At 47.2% G+C, this 19,528-nt stretch carries 17 protein-coding genes; 9 read left to right on the forward strand and 8 right to left on the reverse strand.

Translation table 11 applies throughout. The features are described from left to right. Positions 1-96: 96 nt before the first annotated feature. Genes ACFOEE_RS14150 through ACFOEE_RS14160 form a run of 3 tightly spaced genes read right to left on the reverse strand, consistent with a single transcriptional unit; the run spans position 97 to position 1,933 of the window. Positions 97-639, reverse strand: coding sequence for a 1,2-dihydroxy-3-keto-5-methylthiopentene dioxygenase (locus ACFOEE_RS14150; protein ID WP_377125475.1), 543 nt, complete (start codon positions 637-639; stop codon positions 97-99). Next, the gene (gene mtnC, locus ACFOEE_RS14155; protein WP_377125478.1) at positions 636-1,322 is read right to left on the reverse strand and encodes an acireductone synthase; all 687 of its coding nucleotides are present in this window, start codon (positions 1,320-1,322) and stop codon (positions 636-638) included. The genes ACFOEE_RS14150 and mtnC overlap by 4 nt, the downstream gene beginning before the upstream one ends. Beyond that, positions 1,319-1,933: a methylthioribulose 1-phosphate dehydratase gene (locus ACFOEE_RS14160; RefSeq protein ID WP_377125481.1), complete on the reverse strand. Its 615-nt coding sequence runs from the start codon at positions 1,931-1,933 to the stop codon at positions 1,319-1,321. The genes mtnC and ACFOEE_RS14160 overlap by 4 nt, the downstream gene beginning before the upstream one ends. A gap of 158 nt (positions 1,934-2,091) precedes the next feature. Between ACFOEE_RS14160 and ACFOEE_RS14165 the strand changes: the two genes are divergently transcribed. Next, positions 2,092-3,186, forward strand: a complete 1,095-nt coding sequence (locus tag ACFOEE_RS14165; protein WP_377125674.1) for a methionine aminotransferase — start codon at positions 2,092-2,094, stop codon at positions 3,184-3,186. Beyond that, positions 3,174-3,944 carry an amidohydrolase gene (locus ACFOEE_RS14170; protein WP_377125484.1) on the forward strand — a complete coding sequence of 257 codons (771 nt, stop codon included), beginning with the start codon at positions 3,174-3,176 and terminating at the stop codon, positions 3,942-3,944. Before ACFOEE_RS14165 ends, ACFOEE_RS14170 begins: the two co-directional genes overlap by 13 nt. Positions 3,945-4,001: 57 nt before the next feature. Here the strand turns inward: ACFOEE_RS14170 and ACFOEE_RS14175 are convergent, their stop codons facing one another. The 4 genes from ACFOEE_RS14175 to ACFOEE_RS14190 all read right to left on the reverse strand — a co-directional run bounded on the left by ACFOEE_RS14175 (position 4,002) and on the right by ACFOEE_RS14190 (position 8,111). Then, complete coding sequence (locus ACFOEE_RS14175; RefSeq protein ID WP_377125487.1) at positions 4,002-4,691, reverse strand: 4'-phosphopantetheinyl transferase family protein; 690 nt, start codon at positions 4,689-4,691, stop codon at positions 4,002-4,004. A gap of 96 nt (positions 4,692-4,787) precedes the next feature. After that, positions 4,788-6,401 (reverse strand): S41 family peptidase, encoded by a 1,614-nt coding sequence (locus ACFOEE_RS14180; protein ID WP_377125490.1) that lies wholly within the window; start codon positions 6,399-6,401, stop codon positions 4,788-4,790. A 298-nt stretch (positions 6,402-6,699) separates the two neighbouring features. Next, entirely contained in the window at positions 6,700-7,314 is a 615-nt protein-coding gene (locus ACFOEE_RS14185) for an endonuclease (RefSeq protein ID WP_377125493.1), read from the reverse strand. A gap of 83 nt (positions 7,315-7,397) precedes the next feature. Then, positions 7,398-8,111 carry a hypothetical protein gene (locus tag ACFOEE_RS14190; protein WP_377125497.1) on the reverse strand — a complete coding sequence of 238 codons (714 nt, stop codon included), beginning with the start codon at positions 8,109-8,111 and terminating at the stop codon, positions 7,398-7,400. A gap of 166 nt (positions 8,112-8,277) precedes the next feature. On the opposite strand from ACFOEE_RS14190, the gene ACFOEE_RS14195 reads away from it, so the two are divergent. From ACFOEE_RS14195 to ACFOEE_RS14215, 5 genes are all read left to right on the forward strand, one after another. Then, complete coding sequence (locus ACFOEE_RS14195; RefSeq protein ID WP_377125500.1) at positions 8,278-8,661, forward strand: hypothetical protein; 384 nt, start codon at positions 8,278-8,280, stop codon at positions 8,659-8,661. Between the two features lie 186 nt (positions 8,662-8,847). Beyond that, a complete protein-coding gene (locus ACFOEE_RS14200) occupies positions 8,848-9,999 on the forward strand; it encodes a DUF3103 family protein (RefSeq protein ID WP_377125503.1) in 1,152 nt (383 codons plus the stop codon). Between the two features lie 395 nt (positions 10,000-10,394). After that, entirely contained in the window at positions 10,395-11,528 is a 1,134-nt protein-coding gene (locus tag ACFOEE_RS14205; RefSeq protein ID WP_377125506.1) for a polysaccharide deacetylase family protein, read from the forward strand. A gap of 177 nt (positions 11,529-11,705) precedes the next feature. Beyond that, positions 11,706-12,968 (forward strand): MFS transporter, encoded by a 1,263-nt coding sequence (locus ACFOEE_RS14210; protein WP_377125509.1) that lies wholly within the window; start codon positions 11,706-11,708, stop codon positions 12,966-12,968. Beyond that, positions 12,965-13,918: an ROK family protein gene (locus tag ACFOEE_RS14215; protein WP_377125512.1), complete on the forward strand. Its 954-nt coding sequence runs from the start codon at positions 12,965-12,967 to the stop codon at positions 13,916-13,918. Before ACFOEE_RS14210 ends, ACFOEE_RS14215 begins: the two co-directional genes overlap by 4 nt. Positions 13,919-13,965: 47 nt before the next feature. Here ACFOEE_RS14215 and ACFOEE_RS14220 read toward each other — a convergent pair whose 3' ends face one another. Beyond that, on the reverse strand, positions 13,966-15,603 hold the full coding sequence (locus tag ACFOEE_RS14220) for an endonuclease (protein ID WP_377125515.1): 1,638 nt from the start codon (positions 15,601-15,603) through the stop codon (positions 13,966-13,968). Positions 15,604-15,869: 266 nt separating this feature from the next. Here ACFOEE_RS14220 and ACFOEE_RS14225 point away from each other — a divergent pair, with 266 nt between their 5' ends. Together ACFOEE_RS14225 and cysI are read left to right on the forward strand one after the other, a co-directional pair. Next, positions 15,870-17,672: an assimilatory sulfite reductase (NADPH) flavoprotein subunit gene (locus ACFOEE_RS14225; protein ID WP_377125517.1), complete on the forward strand. Its 1,803-nt coding sequence runs from the start codon at positions 15,870-15,872 to the stop codon at positions 17,670-17,672. Between the two features lie 92 nt (positions 17,673-17,764). Continuing rightward, complete coding sequence (cysI, locus tag ACFOEE_RS14230; protein WP_377125520.1) at positions 17,765-19,486, forward strand: assimilatory sulfite reductase (NADPH) hemoprotein subunit; 1,722 nt, start codon at positions 17,765-17,767, stop codon at positions 19,484-19,486. The last annotated feature ends 42 nt before the right edge of the window (positions 19,487-19,528 follow it).

Consider the following 19,528-nt stretch of genomic DNA (forward strand, 5'->3'; position numbering starts at 1 on the left):
CAAGCTCAGCTGACACTAGAGTAAACAACGCCCCCTTCTAGGGGGCTAATGCAAAGCCACCTTCTTCAGAAGGTGGATCTTTTACTTTACTTTGATTTACCCCAGAAGAGGATAGCGCTTGGCAATCTCAGAGCCAGTCGCTTGTGCTACCCAACCCTCGGGGTTGTTGAACAAACGAATGGCGGTAAACTCAGGGTCGCTGCCCATATCAAACCAATGTGCCGTCAATGCAGGGACTGAAATTAAGTCGCCTTGTTGGCATAACACTTGTACCACTTCGTCGCCGATGTGTAAGTAAAATAAGCCTTGGCCTTTAACAAAAAAACGCACCTCGTCTTCGCCGTGCGTGTGTTCAAACAAAAACTTTTGACGCAGCTCTGCGGCATTGGGGTTACCTTTTGCTAGCGAAATCACGTCCACGGTTTGGTAGCCGCCGTCTTGTTGCACGCGAGCGATATCGGCTTGATAGGCGGCTAAGATGGCATCATGGCTGGTGGTCGCATCGATAGTTGCCCCTGCTTGCCACTGCTCAAAGCGCACGCCGCGCTTTGCTAACTCCGTTTGTATTACTTCAACTTGGTTGCTTTCAAGTACCACGGTACTTGCGTCTTTATCGCTGAAAATATTCAATTTATTCATGCTAAATACTCGCTATCAAATTGCTCAAAATCACTAATTTTACGATGCTGTTCACTGCTTGCTTGGTTGTCGCGCCATAGCTGTAAGGTTGCCATGCCAGCGGCTTTTGCGGCATCAAGTTCTTCGACGATATCACTTAAAAACAGCACTTCGTGGGCGTGATAGGGTAGTTGCGTCAAAATAGTCTGATAAGACTGTGGCTCTTTTTTACCACCGACCTTGGTATCAAAATAATTTTTAAATAAAGGGCGAACATCACCAAAATCAGAGTAAGCAAATAGCAGTTGCTGCGCTTTAACTGAACCGGACGAATAGACATACAGCGCGATATCTTGCGCGTCCATGACATTCAAAAACGCCATCGCGTCGGGGTAAAGGTGGCCGGTGAAATCGCCTTGCTCATAGCCCGTTTGCCAAATGAGCCCTTGCAGCTGTTTGAGCGGCGTGATTTTTTTATCTTCGGCAATCCAAGTGAGCAGTGCATCGATCACGTCATCGAGCGTTGCAGTTGGCTGGTTAAGTTCTTGGCGCACGGCGGTGACTTGCTCGGCAACCGCGGGTTCTGCGTGGTTAGCGCGCACAAAATCAGGAAGATGCGCCGCGGCATACGGAAATAAAATGTCTTTGACGAAGGTAATGCGGGTGATAGTGCCTTCGATGTCGGTTAGGATGGCTTTAATCATCGTGTGCCCTCTAATTTAATGCGCTCTAGTTCGCACGCAAACAAAAACTCTAAGCCTTCGATATGACGACGGGTTTCAAACACGCTGTCGCCCATAGCATATAAACCATGACCGCGGATCAGCACACCATGTACCACAGGCGTTGTTGCATGATGTTTGGCAACAACGTCCGCTAAGCGTGCGATATCTTGGTCGTTATCAAAAATCGCAATATTGAGCGGTTCAAGGTGAGTGGTGACGCCCGAAAGCGACTTTTGCATTTCGTAGCCGGTTACACTAAACGTATCACCTTGAATAAATCGCGATAGCACAGTAGCGGCCACTGAGTGGGTATGCAAAATACAACGAGTGCTTGGTTTTAGTGCGTAAAGTTTAAGATGGAGCTCGGTTTCGGCTGAAGGTTTGCCAGAACCCGCAACAATTACGCCGTGTGCATCGAGTTCAAGAAAATGCTCAGGTTGCAAATTGCCTTTATCGTGGCCGCTGGCCGTGACCACAAAACCGTGTTCGGTACGAATTGAAAAGTTGCCACCCGTAGCAGGTACCCAGCCTTTGTTAGCGACCCAACGGCCCGCGTCGATGAGTGCCGTTTTTGCAGCATCATTGTGCATCTTATGTTACCTTTGCGTTAGGCCATCCAAACTCATTTAGACGGCTATACATCTAATTGATGCAATGATAGCATCGTGTGCGGCTAAGTACCATAATCAATGAGAATCACACCGTGAAGAGTAAATTACCTGCCGTTGGAACCAGCATTTTTAGCACTATGACGGGCTTGGCAAATCAGCATCAAGCCATTAATTTATCACAAGGATTTCCTGAATTTGACACCCCAGCGGAACTCAAAGCGGCGCTGGCCCGGCACAGTCAGGCGGGATTTAATCAATACTCACCTTCCAGCGGTGCGCCAGCATTGCAGCAACAAATCGCCGCGCTGGTAGCGCGCAAATATGACTTAACCATTGATGCCGCGGCGTCGGTCACCGTCACTTCTGGTGCCACAGAAGCCCTATATGTGGCAATTCAAGCCGTAGTTGCTGAGGGCGATGAAGTTATTGTGTTTGATCCGGCTTATGATTCTTATGAGCCTGCAATTGTGCTTGCTGGTGGTACGGCGGTGCATATTCCACTGCTCGCGCCCGATTATGGCATCGATTGGCAACTTGTGCAGAGTCGTGTGACTGCCCGCACCCGCGCTATTATTGTCAATACGCCCCATAATCCGAGTGCCAAAGTGCTGTCGTTTGACGATGTACAGGCATTAAAAGCCTTGCTCATCAAACATGATTTATTGCTTATTAGCGATGAAGTGTATGAACATATTACATTTGATGGTCATGTGCATTGGAGTGCGCTGCGCGACCCTGAGATTTTTGCGCGGGCGTTTGTGATCTCGAGTTTTGGTAAAACTTTCCATTGTACGGGTTGGAAGTTGGGTTATTGCGTTGCGCCCCCTGCATTGGCAGTAGAGTTTCGTAAAATCCATCAGTTTGTGACGTTTTCTAGCTTTACGCCTGCGCAATTGGCCTTGGCGGATATGTTGGCGCAGCATCCTCAGCATGTGGATGAATTAAGTGCATTTTATCAAGCTAAGCGGGATGTATTGGTAAGCGCGTTAGCGAGTAGCCGCTTTAAAGTATTGCCAAGTGAAGGTACTTACTTTTTGCTGCTCGACTATAGTGCCATTTCAGATTTGGACGACGTGGCCTTTTGCCAATATTTGGTGAGTGAAGTGGGGGTGGCAGCTATTCCCCTTAGCGTGTTTTATCAAACCCCAACAGCAGACCAAGTGATCCGCCTGTGTTTTGCGAAAGAAGACAGTACCCTTATACGTGCAGCGGAGAAATTATGTCAACTTTAACGGTCGCTTTAGTGCAAACCGATATCGCGTGGCTCGACCCTGAGGCGAATTACCAACAGATTAATGGCTTGCTGGAAAACGTAGCTGGTGCCGAACTCATTGTATTGCCAGAAACCTTTGCGACTGGATTTGCCATTAATCTTGATTGCGCGGAAGCTGTGCACGGCGCCAGTTTGCAATTTTTGCAAACTTTGGCGGCGCGCCACCAAGCTGTGGTTGCAGGCTCAGTGTTGGTGCAACAAGGTGACAAAAAAGCCAACCGTTTTTACTGGTGTTGGCCAGATGGCAGAGTTGAGTATTACGACAAGCGACATCTTTTTTGTTTGGGTAAAGAAGGTGATTTTGTGGTGGCTGGCCAGCAGCGTAGCGTATTTACCTTAAATGGTTTTCGCATTCTTCCGCAAGTCTGTTACGACTTACGTTTTCCCGTGTTTCAGCGCAATCGCAATGATTATGATGTGATGGTCAACGTGGCCAACTGGCCTGCAGCACGTCGTCGTATTTGGGATACTTTGTTGCAAGCACGGGCGATTGAAAACCAATGCTATGTGCTGGCTTGTAATCGAGTTGGTGCGGATGGTAATGGCGTAGCTCATAACGGTGGCACCGCGGCGTACAACTATGTAGCTGAGCCAATGGCGCAAGTTAGTGATGATACAGCTGGTGTGGTGATGGCCACTTTAGATAAAGCCCCGCTTGAGGCATTTCGACACCGTTTCCCGGCCCATTTAGATGCTGACCCTTTTACTTTGGGCTAGGCCACATGCTGCGTATTGATCTAACAGGGTTCATACGCAGCGCTGTAGGTTTTGCTGTTATGAAGGAATAAACTCACATTCGGTCAATAGCCACAGCTCGCGTGTTTGATAATGCACGCTGAGCACTAACCCCGCAGGCACTTGTGGGCATAGCGTAGTTTGCATCTCAAACTGCAGCTGGTTGTGGCTAAACGCAATAAGACGCGCCGCTTCAAAACCAAAAAACTTCCGCACGCTGGGGTATAAGGCTTTAAAAATGCTTTCTTTGGCGGAGAAAATCAGCGTCAGTGGATGAGAAAAATGCTTGCCCAGTTCTTTATGCAATGCTTCTTCGCCGGGTGCTAGGATATGGCGCTGTAACTCCAATTCTTGTTTGTCTTTCATCAAATGCTCCACATCAATCCCTAACCCCGCGTTGGACACTTGGCTGATAAAGCCGGCTGCAATCGCGATATTTTTACTGTGGGTAATGGATGCGACCACGCCTTGTGGCCAAATCGGTGCGCGGTCTTCGCCACTGGCTATTTGAGTCGGAGGTTGCTGCAATTGCGCCAGCACAGCTTGCGCGCAAATACGGCCCGCAAGATATTCGCCACGGCGTTTGGCAACGGCATTTTTTAGTTTGTCGGGAAAGGCTACATCAAACTGCGCAAAGTCAGTTTGTTGAAAGCTCTCTGGTTCAAACTGCAGCGCATGAAAAGCGTGTTTTAGCTGTGGGGTCAGCGTTGTAATGGGTTGAATATTCATGATTACTCCAGCATGCGAGCCGGTAGTGTTGTGAAAATTGCGTTGAGTTGCAAGTGAAAATGCTCTTGCAGCTAAGCTTCAAGAGCATTTATAAAGTTAGATTTCTCGCAGTGGCAATACGATAGTACCGTTATCAAATACGTTACTTGGTATAGCCAACGGCTTACCATCTGGCGCAGGGCGTGGTGCAAGTTGCGGTTTAGCGGCAGGACATTGACCCGTTGCTAAATGTTGTAATGCGCCTGCTAGCATGGCTTCTTGTTCATTACCCAACGCATGGTTAAAGTCATCGCTTACCGTACAGCCTTTGACCTGAGCTTCAGTTTGCGGGTTTTGCGTAGGTGAGAAGCCATCGGTAAAGTCTGCAAAGCCTTTTTCATTGCTGCCTTTGAATTGGATGCTGTAATAAACCGTACCGCAATTCTGGGTTGGGAAGAAACCATACGGTTTGCCACAGGTAGTGGTGCCGATTAAGACCACATTGACGTCAATGCCAAGCAGACCGTTGATCAACGACTCACTAGCAGAACAGGTATTGCCAGTCGTTAAAATATATACAGTGTCTAAGTCTAAATCGGGTAAGGCGGTATTGGTAAACTTACCAGCTTGATAGTCAATTTCGCGATTATAAAACGCGGTAGTTTGCTGCGCGGCGTTGTCGTAGAGGTTGCCTTTACCATTGTCGATGGCTTTACTGAATACCCGACCAGAAGTACGACCTGGGCCCGCTATCATATAACCAAGCTGTGAAGACAGTGCCAACAATCCGCCGCCATTGTAGCGCATATCCAGCACTAGGGCGTTTACGTCAGAATTACGAAATAGCTCTATGGTGCTGATTAAGTCTGGTTGGGCGACGCTAATAAATTGATTAAATTGCACATAGCCAATTTTTTTGCCTGCGTGTTCAATTACTTTGCTGCCTTGTACTGGGCGTTGTTGGTAATTACTTGCTGTCATGGTGATTTGGCGCTGCTCACCAAGAACGGTTTTAACTAAAAACTGATGCGATTTACCCTGCTGAGGAGAAAGCGCCGCATTTAAGGCGGCAATGCCTGTCTCTGTGCTGTCGTTAATATCGACACCATCAATGGCAAGGATTTGGTCACCACGTTGCAGTCCCGCTTGCGTTGCTGCGGTATCTGCGGTGACATAAGCCACTTTTAACACGCGTGGGGGCACATTACTCAAAAACGCCCAATGTACGCCATAGCCAGCTGTTTCACCTTTGAGGGATTCTTTGGCGTAATCCTCATAGCTTCTAGAGAAATGAAAATAGTCTTTAGGCTTACCGGATGCGGTTGTCGCAGTGGTTTTTAACTGCGCAAAATAGCTTGCGACATCGCTGAAGGAGTTGGGGTCTTTATCGGCGACTTCATTGGCCCATAAGTAGGTTTCATTGGTCCAAGAGCGTAGCCACATTTTTTCCAAAAATGCTGAGCCGGTTTTATCGGCAAAACGAGTTCCAGTATATTCATCAATGCCAGTGCGCGGATTGGCACATAAGTTTTGCAGTTCACTGCTGGCTGGGTAGACGCCGAGTTGCCATGTGGTTTGTACGGGTTGAGTGGGTTGCGTAGGTGTGGCGGTTTGCGTACCAGAGCCACCCCCACCGCAAGCAGTTAATGCCAAACAAATTCCGCTCAAAAGCGTCGCGTGCGATAACGCGTACGATAACGTGTACGATAACTTGTGGGTTAATTTATTCATGAGTTCCTCTTCGTCCTATACCCGTGTTATTTGAAGTTGCAACGGTGTTGACTGTTTGCTCTCACCACAATCACATAGGAGATCTATGTTCATGGGGATGAGCTTATTTGTCGCCTACCTGCCACTCCAAGTAATGGGTATAGCGCTGTGTGATTTTCCGTCTCTTAATTTGCAACAAAGTGACAAAAAACTCGCTCAGTTACAAGCTTTAATTACACAGCACAAACCTTGGTAGCGACTTTAAGTTTAGCCTAGCTAAAATGGGGTCACTTGCAAAGTGACAAACCACTTACAGGCGTCACTCTTGGAGCCAAGCATTGAAGAGTTTGCGTTGTTTATCCGCAATGCTCATGCCGTAGGTTTTTTCCATATAAAAATAGGCCTCGGCAATGCGTTTACGTGCCGCGGGTGGCGGTTCAACTAGCTTTTGTTTGAAGTCGATTTTGACTTCACAGGCGCCGTAGAGCGGCTTGGCGTCAGGCAACATGGCAAATTTGTAGTTGCTGCGATCGCCATTCACTTCCCCTATCGCGGGTGCGAGGTTGTGGATATCGGCTTCCATAATGCGAAATTGTTCGCTGGTGGCGCGGCAATTTTTCCGTCCGCCATTTTGCCAACATTGTAACTGATGGCCAAATTCCCACGCTGAAACTATGTGTTCCCATTCAATCCGCTCGGCACGAGGATTGGGCTTGCCATCTTTTAAGGTCGGATTGCGCGCTTGATAGCCACACGCTGTGGTATCTGGCACAAGCTTTTTGCCCTGTTTTTTGATATCGCAGCCGCAGTACAAAGTTTTACTATTGGCAGGCAAGGTTTTCTGTAAATGGCGTTTAGCCTCAGAGAAATTATCGATGGGGTTGCTGATCGCGGAAAAAGCGAAAAAGCCTAAACATAACAATAGGTAGCGCATGTCACTCACTTAGTGGACTTCTGACTGGGCTACTATAACTAAGCTATTGTGCTGAGCGCAATAAAATGCGCTCGGTTAGTGACTTAACTACGCAGGGAAGACTTACGGCGCCAAGGTGGGGATTGGCACAGCAGCACCATGCCGGATAAACAAAACAGCACGCTACAAGCGGCGAAGAAGATCAATAGCGGGTGATTAAAATCCTCGCGCTCATCATAATCCATAATGTGCAGCATCCAGAAAAAATCAAAAATCCGCCATAGGGTACTGCGTACTGTAATAACTTGGCCGCTTTGTGCATCTAAGTACAATGAAGTGCTAAGTGAATCGTTAAAATTTACTTGCCAGACGTTTTTTCTAAAGCCTGCTTCACGGGGGGCTACATCAAGAAGCGTGATATTGCTGACTTGCCCTGACCCCAAATAATGGCGCTCGGCCTGAATTTGAATTTGCTGTTGCGTTGGTGGTGAAAAAGGTTGGCCAGTATTACCTGAGAAATACAGCGCGGGTTGTTCGCTACGCTCAACTTTTAGCAAGGGCGTATCCAAAAAGTGGGTAAAATGCAGCTGCGTGATCACACTTTCTGTGGCTAGCGCGAGCTGTTGCCAAGCTGGATAATCTTTAAGTATAAAAGGGTTAGCAATACTGCGCTGGGCAAGATGTTTACCATGTACTTTCTCTAGTGGTAGCGCACTCATCACGAGGCCACCGAGTAGCCAAGCGAATAATTGCAGTGCGAGTAAGTAGCCGAGCAGTTTATGCAGTTTGCGTGCGGGTTTTAGCCAAGTTTTTAGCATATTGTTCTTTTTTTGTGGCGATTGAAGTTTAAACTACCCCGATTTTGCGCGCGGGTAAATAAGACAAATTGTCGCAGCGGCGCAGATTGGCATAGCCAGCAAGACTATACTTAGATAAACTTGTAAAGATATGCATTGTTACTTTGTCAGTAGAGGAATGGGCACGTTGAAACCTGAAATCCAATTTTTAAATGTTGATCTTGAACTCGAATCAAAACACGATATCAGTGCATTAGTTGCAGACTTAAGTAAAACTGCGGTGGTGCTGCATTATGATCGTGATGAATATCGGCAGCTGGCACGTATTGAGGCTACAGGCGAAGTAAACAATCCTGACGATGCGATTAATCAATTGTGTGAGTTAATTGAATCATGCTCAAAAGCGGCATTAAAGCAATGGTTAAGTTGTAGTAAACGGACATTCGATATTGGCTTTAGTTCTGGCTACGCACCTAAACTGTTTTCTCAGGCGTTACATGTAGATACCTTGCTGCGCATTTCTGCTATCGGGGCGGGAATGGAAATCACTTTATATCCTGTCGCTGAATAATCCTCTCATCCTGTGGCGCTTAGCTGCGCCAGATAGATTTTTTACTCTAACCAAATGCAGCATGCTACATATAGTCGTTTAGCGTGCCTCAGCTTCATTTGTTAAAAAATAATTAACCAGTTGCAAAATTGTTAAATTAAGTTTAATGTACGCTCCAACACACGAGGAATACGCTAAGGAGCAGATATGAAAACACTTATGGCTATTGCTAGTACTATGGTGGTACTGAGTAGTGCAGCTCAGGCTGATGCCAGCTTGGCTGCAACGTCGCAACCATCGCAACATCAGCAACAAGTACAAAGCAATGAGATAGCAAACCTAAAATCTACCATGGCGCGCCAGTTGGCAACTCAGTTACCAACCAGTGGTGCCAAGTGGCAACAGGCTTTTTCTAGCTATGAATTAAAAGCCGGATTGCAAGACCTTGCCGCCTCAACAGCATTATTGCCGAGTGTGCAGCAAGCGAATCAACGTACTCGCGAGCTAAAAGGATTAAACAGCGTAGGTGCAGACCTTTACCAGCTACGCTTAGTCAATGCTGAGATGTTATCTGCATGGCAACAGGGCCAACAGCCTTTGGTCGCATTTGCACCGCAAGGCGATGAAAAGCACTGGCAGTATGTTGAAGCGTTTGACAGCTTTGGCAATGTACATTTACTTGACGTGCATAACGTACCAACGCAACCCGTATTGGTGCTAGAAATTGATGCCAAACAAAGCCTCAAAGAAGGCCTTGCGGTGATGCAGCAAGCCTTTACGGCAGCGCGTCAGGGTCAGGCAGAATTTGCCCAACCATTACAAACTTTAAATGATACGCCGATTTCGACTAGCGTGCTTGATCGTATCCGTCTTAATAATGATCAAGAGCCCTGGGTCTTAGGTAATGCTGAAATTTATGCCATCGTTAATGGCGTAAACCCAAGTCGCGACGAACCTGTATTGGATATCGTTGATATGCCTTATCTTGATGATGATGGTAAAGACTATATGCCAAATCAAATCCTGATCTATTGGGATAGATACCGCTGGCAGGCTGCTGATGTGTTACTGATGGAGCACGATGACAATACTAATTACAAAACTTTGGCGACAACCTTATTGGATATTGTGGCCGCTGCCATGCGCGCAATCCCAGATCCAACAGTACAGGGCTATGCGCTGATCCCCCAACTGACCAATCAATTGATCAAAGCCATGCCTGACCATTGGTTTAGCAATGATGATGATTATGTTGATGTATTTTATACCCTGTTTGAAGGCAAGAGTTACGTTGGGCGGATGGGAGCAAGCAGCAATGCAAAAATCAGTTTATCTCCCTTGACCATCAATCCGCGATAAACCTTGTGTCAACAGGATTGGCTTATTGGTGTCTGGCTTAAAGGACTAAGCCGCTTTTTTTAAGAATAGGGATTCTTAATGGAAATTTAGGGAAACCTCAAGGAAGCAAGAAAGTCTAGAGCAGCAATGCTTTGGCGACAATCAAATCTGACTAGGATGCACATTGTATGCATCGCCGAATGAAGGAATACAGAGTTAACAAGGAGTCTTAGCGCAGTGGGTAGATGCTCTTAAGGAAAAGGCTAAGCCGACTGTCAAAGCGTGTAAAGGCAAGACCACCTCAGGTGGTCTTTTTTTTGCGCGTAAAAAGTATAAGTCTTGGCTGGTTGCGTATCACTTAAGTCGCTTCTTAATTGTTATAAATATGTTGAAACAATCAACAATAAGGACAATTTATGAAACTCACTCAATTATCTGCCTCACTTGCTGCGGTGTTATTCAGTAGCGTGTTAGCGGCACAACCATCTGACGACAAAGTTATATTCTTGACCTTTGATGATGGTCCTATTAATGCTACAAGCGCACTGGTTGATGCATTAACCGAAGCAGATATTAAAGCGACTTTTTTCATTAATGCCTTCCACATGTATGGCGAAGGGGATGAAAATGAAGATATGGCGGCGGCAGCAATGCGCAAGGTATTTGATGCCGGCCATGTGGTAGCGAACCACAGCTATGACCATATGCTACATAACTGTACTGATGGTGTACGTTCGGGCGCTGAGTACTGTAATGAAGTGGGCTTGTGGCCGGTTAAGTCGTATCAGAATGTGGAATCAGACTATGAGTTTTTTGCGCTCAATACCGAAAAGTTATTGGCGCTTATTCCCGATGCAGAGCTGTATCCAAACTTCAAAATGCGCACTATGGCGCGTCTCCCTTACACCAACGGTTGGCGTGTTACGTCCGTGATGAAAGGGGATGGCTTGTGTGCAACGTCGGATACGGTACCACCATGGGATCCTGCATTTAACTGCACTCCTGCCACCTCAACGAACAGTTCTCAAGTTGCGATTCAAATTACCGACAAGCTCGCAGCGAATGACTATAAAGTCTATGGTTGGGATTTCGATTGGGGTCCAGAAAACTGGGGGGTAGCATTCCCTGCAGAAACGATGGCCGATGGTGTGGCAATGGTGGCAAATATGGAAAGCGTTATCAACCAGTGTAATGCTACCGTGATGAATCCACTGAACAGCCGTACACCAAACTTAGACTGTAGCGACGGTATCGCACACAACAAAGTCGTCATTCTTACCCATGACTTTTTATTTGAAGATGGTCCGCGTGGTCAAGGTGCAACCATTAACTTACCTAAGCTAAAAGCATTTGCTGAGCAGGCGCGTGCGGCTGGCTATCGTTTCGATACCATGGATAACTACGCGCCAGCGTGGCAAGCCACAACCGTTTATGAACTGGGTGAGTTCGTGTCTTATCAAGATAAGATCTACTCCGTGTTGCAAGCTCACACATCACAAGCAAACTGGCAGCCAACTGCCACACCGGCGCTGTGGACTTTAGAGAAGTAACAATCTCGCCGTATCGGCCAGCACATTGTAGGTGAAGGAGTCACCTGCAATGCGCTTGTTTCGTATTTGTTAACATGATTGGTTTGTATCAATTGCGCATTGAAATTGCCTACATTTTCATCCTCTAAATGGTCAAATACAGGACAACGGCCCATTTGGTGGCTATCGGAGGAGCAGATGAAAATCAACGTACCTGTGGTAATTTTGGTGATAGCCACCTTCTTTGCCATTTCTTTTATCACAAATATTCTGGGGCCTATTTTCCCCGCACTGATCAGCAGCTTTGAGATTGGTTTGACGCTAGCTGGTTTATTTCCCTTTGCATTTTTCATTGCTTACGGCGTGATGTCTATTCCAGCAGGTTTGTTAGTACAACGCTATGGTGAAAAAGCCACTATGTTGGCGGCATTTTTACTCGCCATGTTAGGCGCACTGACGTTTGCACTTTGGCCGTATTTTGCAGTGGCGATGGGGGCATTATTTTGTATCGGCACTGCGATGGCGCTGTTACAGGTGGCGATTAATCCATTGTTACGCAGCAGTGGTGGCAGTCAGCATTTTGCGGCGTTTTCGGTGCTGGCGCAGCTTGCCTTTGGCGCAGCAGCGACACTCTCGCCACTGGTATTCAGTTATTTAGTACAGGGTATTGCTGAGCAACAAGGTGTAGGGGCGTGGTTTGCCGGATTGGTGCCAGCAGATATGAGCTGGGTGGTGATGTATTGGTTGTTCGCGCTGGTCTGCGTACTGTTGTTAGTTTGGATTGCGTTGACACCTATTACGCGTACAGCTCGCCAAGCTGATGAAACGGTGGAGGCGGCGCAAACTTGGCACTACTTTAAACACCCAACGGTGATTAAATTCTTCTTTGCAATCGTTGCCTATGTGGCACTGGAGCAAGGTATAGCCAACTCGATTTCGGTGTTATTACAACAATATCATCAAGTAGACCCAAACACTCAAGGGGCGGAAGTGGTGAGCCAATTCTGGCTGATGCTGACTTTAGGCTGTTTGTTTGGTTTAGTGTTATTAAAGCTGTTTGATGCGCAGCGTGTGCTGATGGTATTTGCTTTATCGGCGGCGATTGCATTGCTGATGGCAGTATTTGGCAACAAAAGTTGGGCATTATTGGCTTTTCCTGCCTGTGGTTTCTTTTTATCTATTATGTGGTCGGTACTTTTCTCTTTGGCGCTGAATTCATTGGCAAGTGGCCATGGCGCGGTAGCGGGGATTTTATGCACAGGGATCGTAGGCGGTGCGATTGCATCACCCATCATAGGTTTGCTGGCGCAGTGGAGTGGCTCGTTGCAACTGGCAATGTTAGTGTTGCTATTGCCGCTCGGTTATATCTTAAGTGTCGGTATTTGGGCAAAACCTTTGGTGCGCAACCACACTTTAGGTTTGTTTAGTAAGCGTGCAGCAAGCAAGCCGGAGCCAGCATGAAAGAAGTGAGCTGTGTTGATTTAGGCAGGGCAAAAGCCAGCGTGCAAGAGGTGAACTGTGTTGATCTCGGCGGTGCTAAAGCCAGTATGAAAGAGGTGATCTGTGTTGACCTTGGTGGCACTAAAGCCAATGTGGTGGTGATCCGTGATGGTAAAATGAGTGCGGTACAACGTTACGATGTACCAAGTTCAGGTAGTTTGTCGGAAGTAAATCAATTTATCCGCACCATTGTGGCACACGCCGTGAGCGATAACACTGTGGGGATTGCCATTGGCGTACCCAGCATGGTCGATATGGTTAATGGCGTGGTGCTGGAAACAGTGAATATTCCTGCTTGGCAAAATGTGCCGCTCAAGGCATTTTTGGAATTACAGTTTGCTGTGCCGGTTGTGGTACACAACGATGCTAACTGCTTTGCGATGGGTGAGTTTGCTTATGGCGACCATGACGTCGACAACTTAGTTGCGGTAACGCTTGGCACCGGGCTCGGCGCTGGGCTTATTCTCAATGGACAACTCTACACGGGTAAATTTGCTGCAGCGGGGGAGTTTGGCAGTTTCCCCTATCGCGATGGCGTGGTTGAGGATTTTACCAGTGGTAAGTTTTTTCGCCGTCTTGGGCTGGATGGTGCAGTACAGGCCGAACTTGCTAAACAGGGCGATGCTACTGCGTTGGCGCAATTTGCCAGTTTTGGCCAATATCTTGGTGAAGCCATCGCGCTCACTGTGCTGGCATTCAATCCCGACAAAGTAGTATTGGGTGGTTCAGTGGCGCAATCCTTTGGCTTATTTGCCCCTGCAATGCAAGCAAGCTTAGAGCAGCTGTTACATCCACTATTGGTGCCGCAACTGAGCGTAGTCGCGAGTCAACTGAGTTATGCACCCTTGCTCGGCGCTTATGCTTTGTTCTGTGAAAGTTATGAAGTGTCAGCCGCTTCCTGCTGCGCCTAGCAAAGATAAAAAAGGCCAGCGTGTGCTGGCCTTGTTAAATTCAAACCTTACCAAATCGCTTCTACGAACTCTGGATGGTCGATGTAGGGGTTACGGTTACCTTGGTGGTTAAATGCCGCATCGTTGCGCGCGCGTTCTGCAGCATCGACTGGGTCGAGCTGGTGCCAGCGTTTTAGCATGTTGACTACCCAAGCTTCAAACACCTGATCGCTACTACCGTTTAGCACCGCATCGCTGGAAGTGGTGATGTTTTGCCAGCTACCAATGACATTTTGATAGCGTGTTGCCATATAGAAGTAAGCACGAGCGAAATCGCCTTTAAACGCATCGATAGGTTCAAATACCGTGCCGCTATAGCCTAAACTTGTCGTTGCCGCGCCAAGTTTGCTGCCATTACTCGATGTGTAAGTGGCGCTGGCAACTTCACCATATGGATAGTTGCTACGTTTGGCGTTAACAAAACCATCGGTGGCAAAAATATGATGTACGTCAGAATGCATAGGTTCAACTGTGCCGCCAAACCAGCTTTTCGGGAATGAATGTTCGCGGTTGTAACAACCACCTTCAGCGCTATAACTACCACATTGGTCGGCTACTGCGGTGTACGAGTAACTGTCTGCACCCGCTGGTTTTTCTGAGTAACGGTCTAAAATCGAGTTGTCGTTTTCGAAATAGCGATCGCGCCCCACTTGGTCATAGAAAGTCCAAATCGCGCCGTAACCTTGGTTGGAATGGTCGCGAATAATGTTATAGAGCGCAGTTTTTAAGTTGTAACCTGTTAGGCCATTGGCTGAAGCATAGTAACCACTGGTATCTACACCACCATTATCGCCGCCATTGTCACCACCGTTATTACTGCCTAGGGTAAATGTGTGGCTCTGCTGCGAAGTAAATGTAGCGCCAGCAGCCAGCTCTGTGGTGCCTTCTTTAACACTGTAGCTGCCATTACCATAGCTACAACAAATGCCATCACCGTAAGCATCGAAAATAGTAAAGGTATAGTCACCGTCGCTTAGGCAGAAGTTTTCAGTGTTGGTTGAGTTACTGGTGTAGCCATTACCGCTGGCTACAGTACCCGTTGCGGAGCTGAGTTGCCAACTGGTTTCGCTGCCGTAGTTATCTGTGGTCAGGCTCAGTGTTACGTTGTGGGCGCTACAGCTTTGTGGCGGTGGAGGTGTGGTGGTTGTGGTCGTCGGTTGAAAGTTATCAACATAGACAGCTTCACTACCATCAAAACCCGTTACATCATAAAAGCGCAAACCAACTTGGATATTCTTGGTGCTGCTAGCCGTATAGTTAAAGCTAACTTGCTGCCATTGATTGACTTGCGTGTTGTCGGAGTAATTTTGATAGCCATCAACATACAAGCGGGCTTTGACGCCACCTTCAGTGTGGTATAGCCAAGTGCTAAATGTATAGCTTTGGCCTGCACTCACTGGCACTTCTTGCAGGAAGTCTGTTTCGCTTTGCGTTGTGGTGTTAACGATAATTTTTGCCGCAGTTTGGCCAGACTTAACAAACTGCGAGGTTGCAGTAACGTTAATTCCGCTATCGATAATAGACCAATTACTCGGTAGGCCATTTGACCAACTTTCAAAGTCGCCATTGGCGACCTCCGCCGAGGCGTAAAGAGCACAGCTGCTGGCAGCCAGTGCTAAGATTGAGGTAATTTTCCCGTGTTTCATATTTTTCTCTATTTTATAGTGTTATTAAAAACAAAGGCCGAGCTTACGGTGCCTTTGTTATACTAATGTTAACATTGCCTGTCCCATTTTATTTAATAATTCTTTTAAACTGTTTTTGCAGGATATTTATCTCATCAATAACTAAATGGAATATAAAAGGCGATTCTATTCTTTTTTGTTGGGCCAAGATCTCAGTATTCTGCACGGATAGAAATCCATTCTCCCGACGGGGAGAAATTATCGTTTCGGGTTACGGGGAATCTCACATGTTGGTAAACCTACTCAGTGCTGCGGCCAGTCCGTTGACACAAGAGCAAATTCAGAAGTTACAAGGGCTGGTGGCGGAACTTAATCCAATCCAGCAAGCTTGGGTCAGTGGTTATTTGGCTGCTAGTGCAAATAGTGCGGCTGTGGCTGGCATTGCAACCGCGCCAACGGTTGAGAGCGCACCGTTAACGATTCTTTATGGTTCGCAAACCGGTAATGCCAAAGGTGTTGCTAATAAACTGAAAGAACAAGCGCAAGCCCGTGGTCTGAGTGTGCAGTTAGTGAATATGGCGGATTACAAGCCAGCTAACTTAAAGAAAGAAAAGTTTATCGCGATTGTGGTGTCTACTTATGGTGAAGGTGAACCGCCAGAACCCGCAGAAGCATTACATGGCTTTTTAGCCAGCAAGAAAGCGCCAAAACTGGACGGAGTGAAAATCGCCGTCCTAGGGCTTGGCGACACCAGCTATGAATTCTTCTGCCAAACCGCAAAAGATTTTGAAACGCGTTTAACCGCATTAGGTGCGGACGTGTTGCATGCTCGCGCTGACTTAGATGTTGACTATGATGCACAAGCTGCGACTTGGCTAACCGGCGCATTAGACGCCTTCGAACCGCTTGTAAAAGCACAAGCTGCAGCCACACCAGCGGCAGCGAATCCGTTTGCTGTGGTATCAGCACCGGCTTCACAATACAACAAGCAAAACCCATTTGCGGCTGAGCTCAGCGTGGTACAAAAAATTACTGGCCGTGATTCAACTAAAGACGTACGCCATATCGAAATTTCATTAGAAGGCTCAGACATTACTTATTTACCGGGTGATGCGTTAGGCGTGTACTTCCTGAACGATGAAGCACGCGTTGACGAAGTATTAGCGTTATTGAACCTAGATGCTGATGCGCAGGTAAAAGTGGGTGAGGAAACACTTTCAATACGCACCGCGTTAATTGAAAAATTAGAGCTTACTCAGTCATACCCTGGCTTTGTTGAGAAATATGCAGAAGTGACTGCAAATGCAGCGCTACAAGCTTTAGTTGCAGACAAGGCAGCACTGCGCGAGTACTTAAACGAGCGACAAATTTACGATGTGATTAAGCAGAACACTGCAACAATCGATGCGCAAACCTTAGTCGATTGTTTACGTAAGCTGCAAGCTCGCTTGTACTCTATCGCGTCTAGCCAAGCAGAAGTGGAAGAAGAAGTTCACTTAACGGTGGGTCTAGTTGAGTTTGATGCCTTTGGTGAAAAACACCACGGCGGTTGTTCGGGCTACCTAGCGCTACGCGCTGAAGAAGGCGCAAAAGTGAAAGTGTTCTCTGAGCACAACGACAACTTCCGCTTGCCACAAAACGACGACACACCAGTGATCATGATTGGTCCAGGTACAGGTATTGCGCCATTCCGCGCTTTCTTACAGGAGCGTGATGCGCGCGGTGCGGCAGGCGAAAACTGGTTGTTCTTTGGTAATCCGCATTTTACACAAGACTTCCTGTACCAAGTGGAAATTCAAGGGTATGTGAAATCAGGCTTACTGACTAAGGTAGATTTGGCCTTTAGCCGCGACCAAGCACAAAAAGTCTATGTACAAGACCGTATTCGTGAAAAAGGTGCTGAAGTGGTTGCGTGGTTAGAAAAAGGCGCGCACCTTTATATCTGTGGCGACGCCAACCGTATGGCGAAAGATGTGCATCAGGCGCTTGTTGATGTTTTAGTTGCACACTCAAGCCGTGACGCTGAGCAAGCCGAAGAGTATTTAAAAGAATTGCGCGCAGCGCATCGTTATCAAAAAGACGTGTACTAAGCGAAGACGCAATAGACGGCCGCTAAGGGGCTGGTCGTCACGCTGCAAACTACACGTTTACTACCGTCAAAGAACAGAGTTTAGGATTTAACATGAGCAATTCAGAATTTAAGCCAAACAGTAAGCTCGACCCAAATGCAAAGTTGGCTGATAACGAGCGCTTGAAAACGCAAAGTAACTTTTTACGTGGCACCATTGAAGCTGATCTATCGGATCAACTCACCGGCGGTTTTAACGGCGACAACTTCCAGTTGATCCGTTTCCACGGTATGTACCAACAAGACGACCGTGATATTCGTCCTGAGCGTACTAAACAAAAGCTCGAGCCACTGCACAACGTGATGCTACGTGCTCGTATGCCAGGCGGTATTATCACGCCTAAGCAATGGTTGGCCATCGACACTTTCGCCGATGAAAAAACCATGTATGGCAGTATTCGTTTAACAACGCGTCAAACCTTCCAGTTTCACGGTGTATTAAAGCCGAATATCAAAGGCATGCACCAAATGCTAAACAGCGTGGGCATCGACTCAATTGCAACGGCGGGCGACGTAAACCGTAACGTGTTATGTACCACCAACCCAGTTGAGTCTGAGTTACATCAAGAAGCCTATGAGTGGGCGAAGAAAATTTCTGAGCATTTACTGCCGCACACTAAAGCGTATGCAGAAATTTGGTTAAACGGTGAAAAAACCGAAACCACCGAAGAGCCAATTTTAGGTTCAACGTACTTACCTCGTAAGTTCAAAACCACAGTGGTGATCCCACCTAACAATGAAGTGGACGTGCACGCCAACGATTTAAACTTTGTGGCTATTGCAGACAACGGCAAGTTAGTTGGCTTTAACGTGTTAGTTGGTGGTGGTCTGGCAATGACCCACGGCGATGTTGAAACCTATCCACGTAAAGCAGACGACCTAGGCTTTATCGCGCTTGAGCACACGCTGAAAATCGCTGAGCACGTGGTGTCGGTGCAACGTGACTGGGGTAACCGCGTAAACCGTAAAAACGCCAAGACTAAGTACACCTTAGACGCGTTTGGTACTGACGCATTTAAAGCGGAAGTAGAAAACCGTGCAGGCGTGAAGTTTGAAGAAAGCCGTCCATATGAGTTTACCCACCGTGGCGACCGCTTTGGTTGGGTAGAAGGCATCGACGGTAAACACCACTTAACTGTGTTTATCCAAAACGGCCGTATTTTAGACTTCCCAGATAAGCCATTAAAAACAGGTTGTCGCAAAATCGCTGAAATTCACCAAGGTGATTTCCGCATGACAGCAAACCAAAACTTAATCATTGCGGGTGTACCAGCCGAGCAAAAAGCACTGATTGAGCAATTAGCTCGTGAACATGGCTTGATTGACGACTCACACACCGAGCAACGTAAAAACTCAATGGCCTGTGTGGCGTTACCAACGTGTCCGTTGGCAATGGCTGAAGCTGAGCGTTACTTACCAGACTTAATCGACAAAGTGGAAGTGCTACTTGCTAAACACAATGTCGCGGAAGATCACATTATTCTGCGTGTGGTAGGTTGCCCGAACGGCTGTGGCCGCGCGATGTTGGCCGAAGTCGGTTTAGTGGGTAAAGGCCCAGGCAAATACAACGTGTACTTAGGTGGTAACCGTGAAGGCACGCGTATTCCAAAACTATACCTAGAAAACGTGGGCGAAGACGTTTATCTGCCAGCGCTGGATGCGCTAATTGGTAAGTGGGTTAATGAGCGTACTGAAAACGAAGGATTTGGTGACTTTGTTATTCGCAAAGGCATCGTTGCTGAAGTGAAAGTATCCAAAACGGATTTTCACGCTTAACAGCATTAAATGAATGAGGCTTGGCGGGAGTCCCCCGCCAAG

The sequence above is a fragment of the Pseudoalteromonas fenneropenaei genome, assembly GCF_042643375.1.
Classification (GTDB): Bacteria; Pseudomonadota; Gammaproteobacteria; order Enterobacterales; family Alteromonadaceae; genus Pseudoalteromonas; species Pseudoalteromonas fenneropenaei.

Excerpts from the sequence above, each read along its gene's own strand:
- ACFOEE_RS14200 (WP_377125503.1), top strand. The coding sequence starts at position 8,848 with ATGAAAACACTTATGGCTATTGCTAGTACTATGGTGGTACTGAGTAGT.
- ACFOEE_RS14225 (WP_377125517.1), top strand. The coding sequence starts at position 15,870 with ATGTTGGTAAACCTACTCAGTGCTGCGGCCAGTCCGTTGACACAAGAG.
- ACFOEE_RS14175 (WP_377125487.1), bottom strand. The coding sequence starts at position 4,691 with ATGAATATTCAACCCATTACAACGCTGACCCCACAGCTAAAACACGCT.
- ACFOEE_RS14215 (WP_377125512.1), top strand. The coding sequence starts at position 12,965 with ATGAAAGAAGTGAGCTGTGTTGATTTAGGCAGGGCAAAAGCCAGCGTG.
- ACFOEE_RS14180 (WP_377125490.1), bottom strand. The coding sequence starts at position 6,401 with ATGAATAAATTAACCCACAAGTTATCGTACACGTTATCGTACGCGTTA.
- ACFOEE_RS14190 (WP_377125497.1), bottom strand. The coding sequence starts at position 8,111 with ATGCTAAAAACTTGGCTAAAACCCGCACGCAAACTGCATAAACTGCTC.
- ACFOEE_RS14210 (WP_377125509.1), top strand. The coding sequence starts at position 11,706 with ATGAAAATCAACGTACCTGTGGTAATTTTGGTGATAGCCACCTTCTTT.
- cysI (WP_377125520.1), top strand. The coding sequence starts at position 17,765 with ATGAGCAATTCAGAATTTAAGCCAAACAGTAAGCTCGACCCAAATGCA.
- ACFOEE_RS14220 (WP_377125515.1), bottom strand. The coding sequence starts at position 15,603 with ATGAAACACGGGAAAATTACCTCAATCTTAGCACTGGCTGCCAGCAGC.
- ACFOEE_RS14185 (WP_377125493.1), bottom strand. The coding sequence starts at position 7,314 with ATGCGCTACCTATTGTTATGTTTAGGCTTTTTCGCTTTTTCCGCGATC.
- mtnC (WP_377125478.1), bottom strand. The coding sequence starts at position 1,322 with ATGATTAAAGCCATCCTAACCGACATCGAAGGCACTATCACCCGCATT.
- ACFOEE_RS14205 (WP_377125506.1), top strand. The coding sequence starts at position 10,395 with ATGAAACTCACTCAATTATCTGCCTCACTTGCTGCGGTGTTATTCAGT.
- ACFOEE_RS14165 (WP_377125674.1), top strand. The coding sequence starts at position 2,092 with ATGACGGGCTTGGCAAATCAGCATCAAGCCATTAATTTATCACAAGGA.
- ACFOEE_RS14150 (WP_377125475.1), bottom strand. The coding sequence starts at position 639 with ATGAATAAATTGAATATTTTCAGCGATAAAGACGCAAGTACCGTGGTA.
- ACFOEE_RS14170 (WP_377125484.1), top strand. The coding sequence starts at position 3,174 with ATGTCAACTTTAACGGTCGCTTTAGTGCAAACCGATATCGCGTGGCTC.
- ACFOEE_RS14160 (WP_377125481.1), bottom strand. The coding sequence starts at position 1,933 with ATGCACAATGATGCTGCAAAAACGGCACTCATCGACGCGGGCCGTTGG.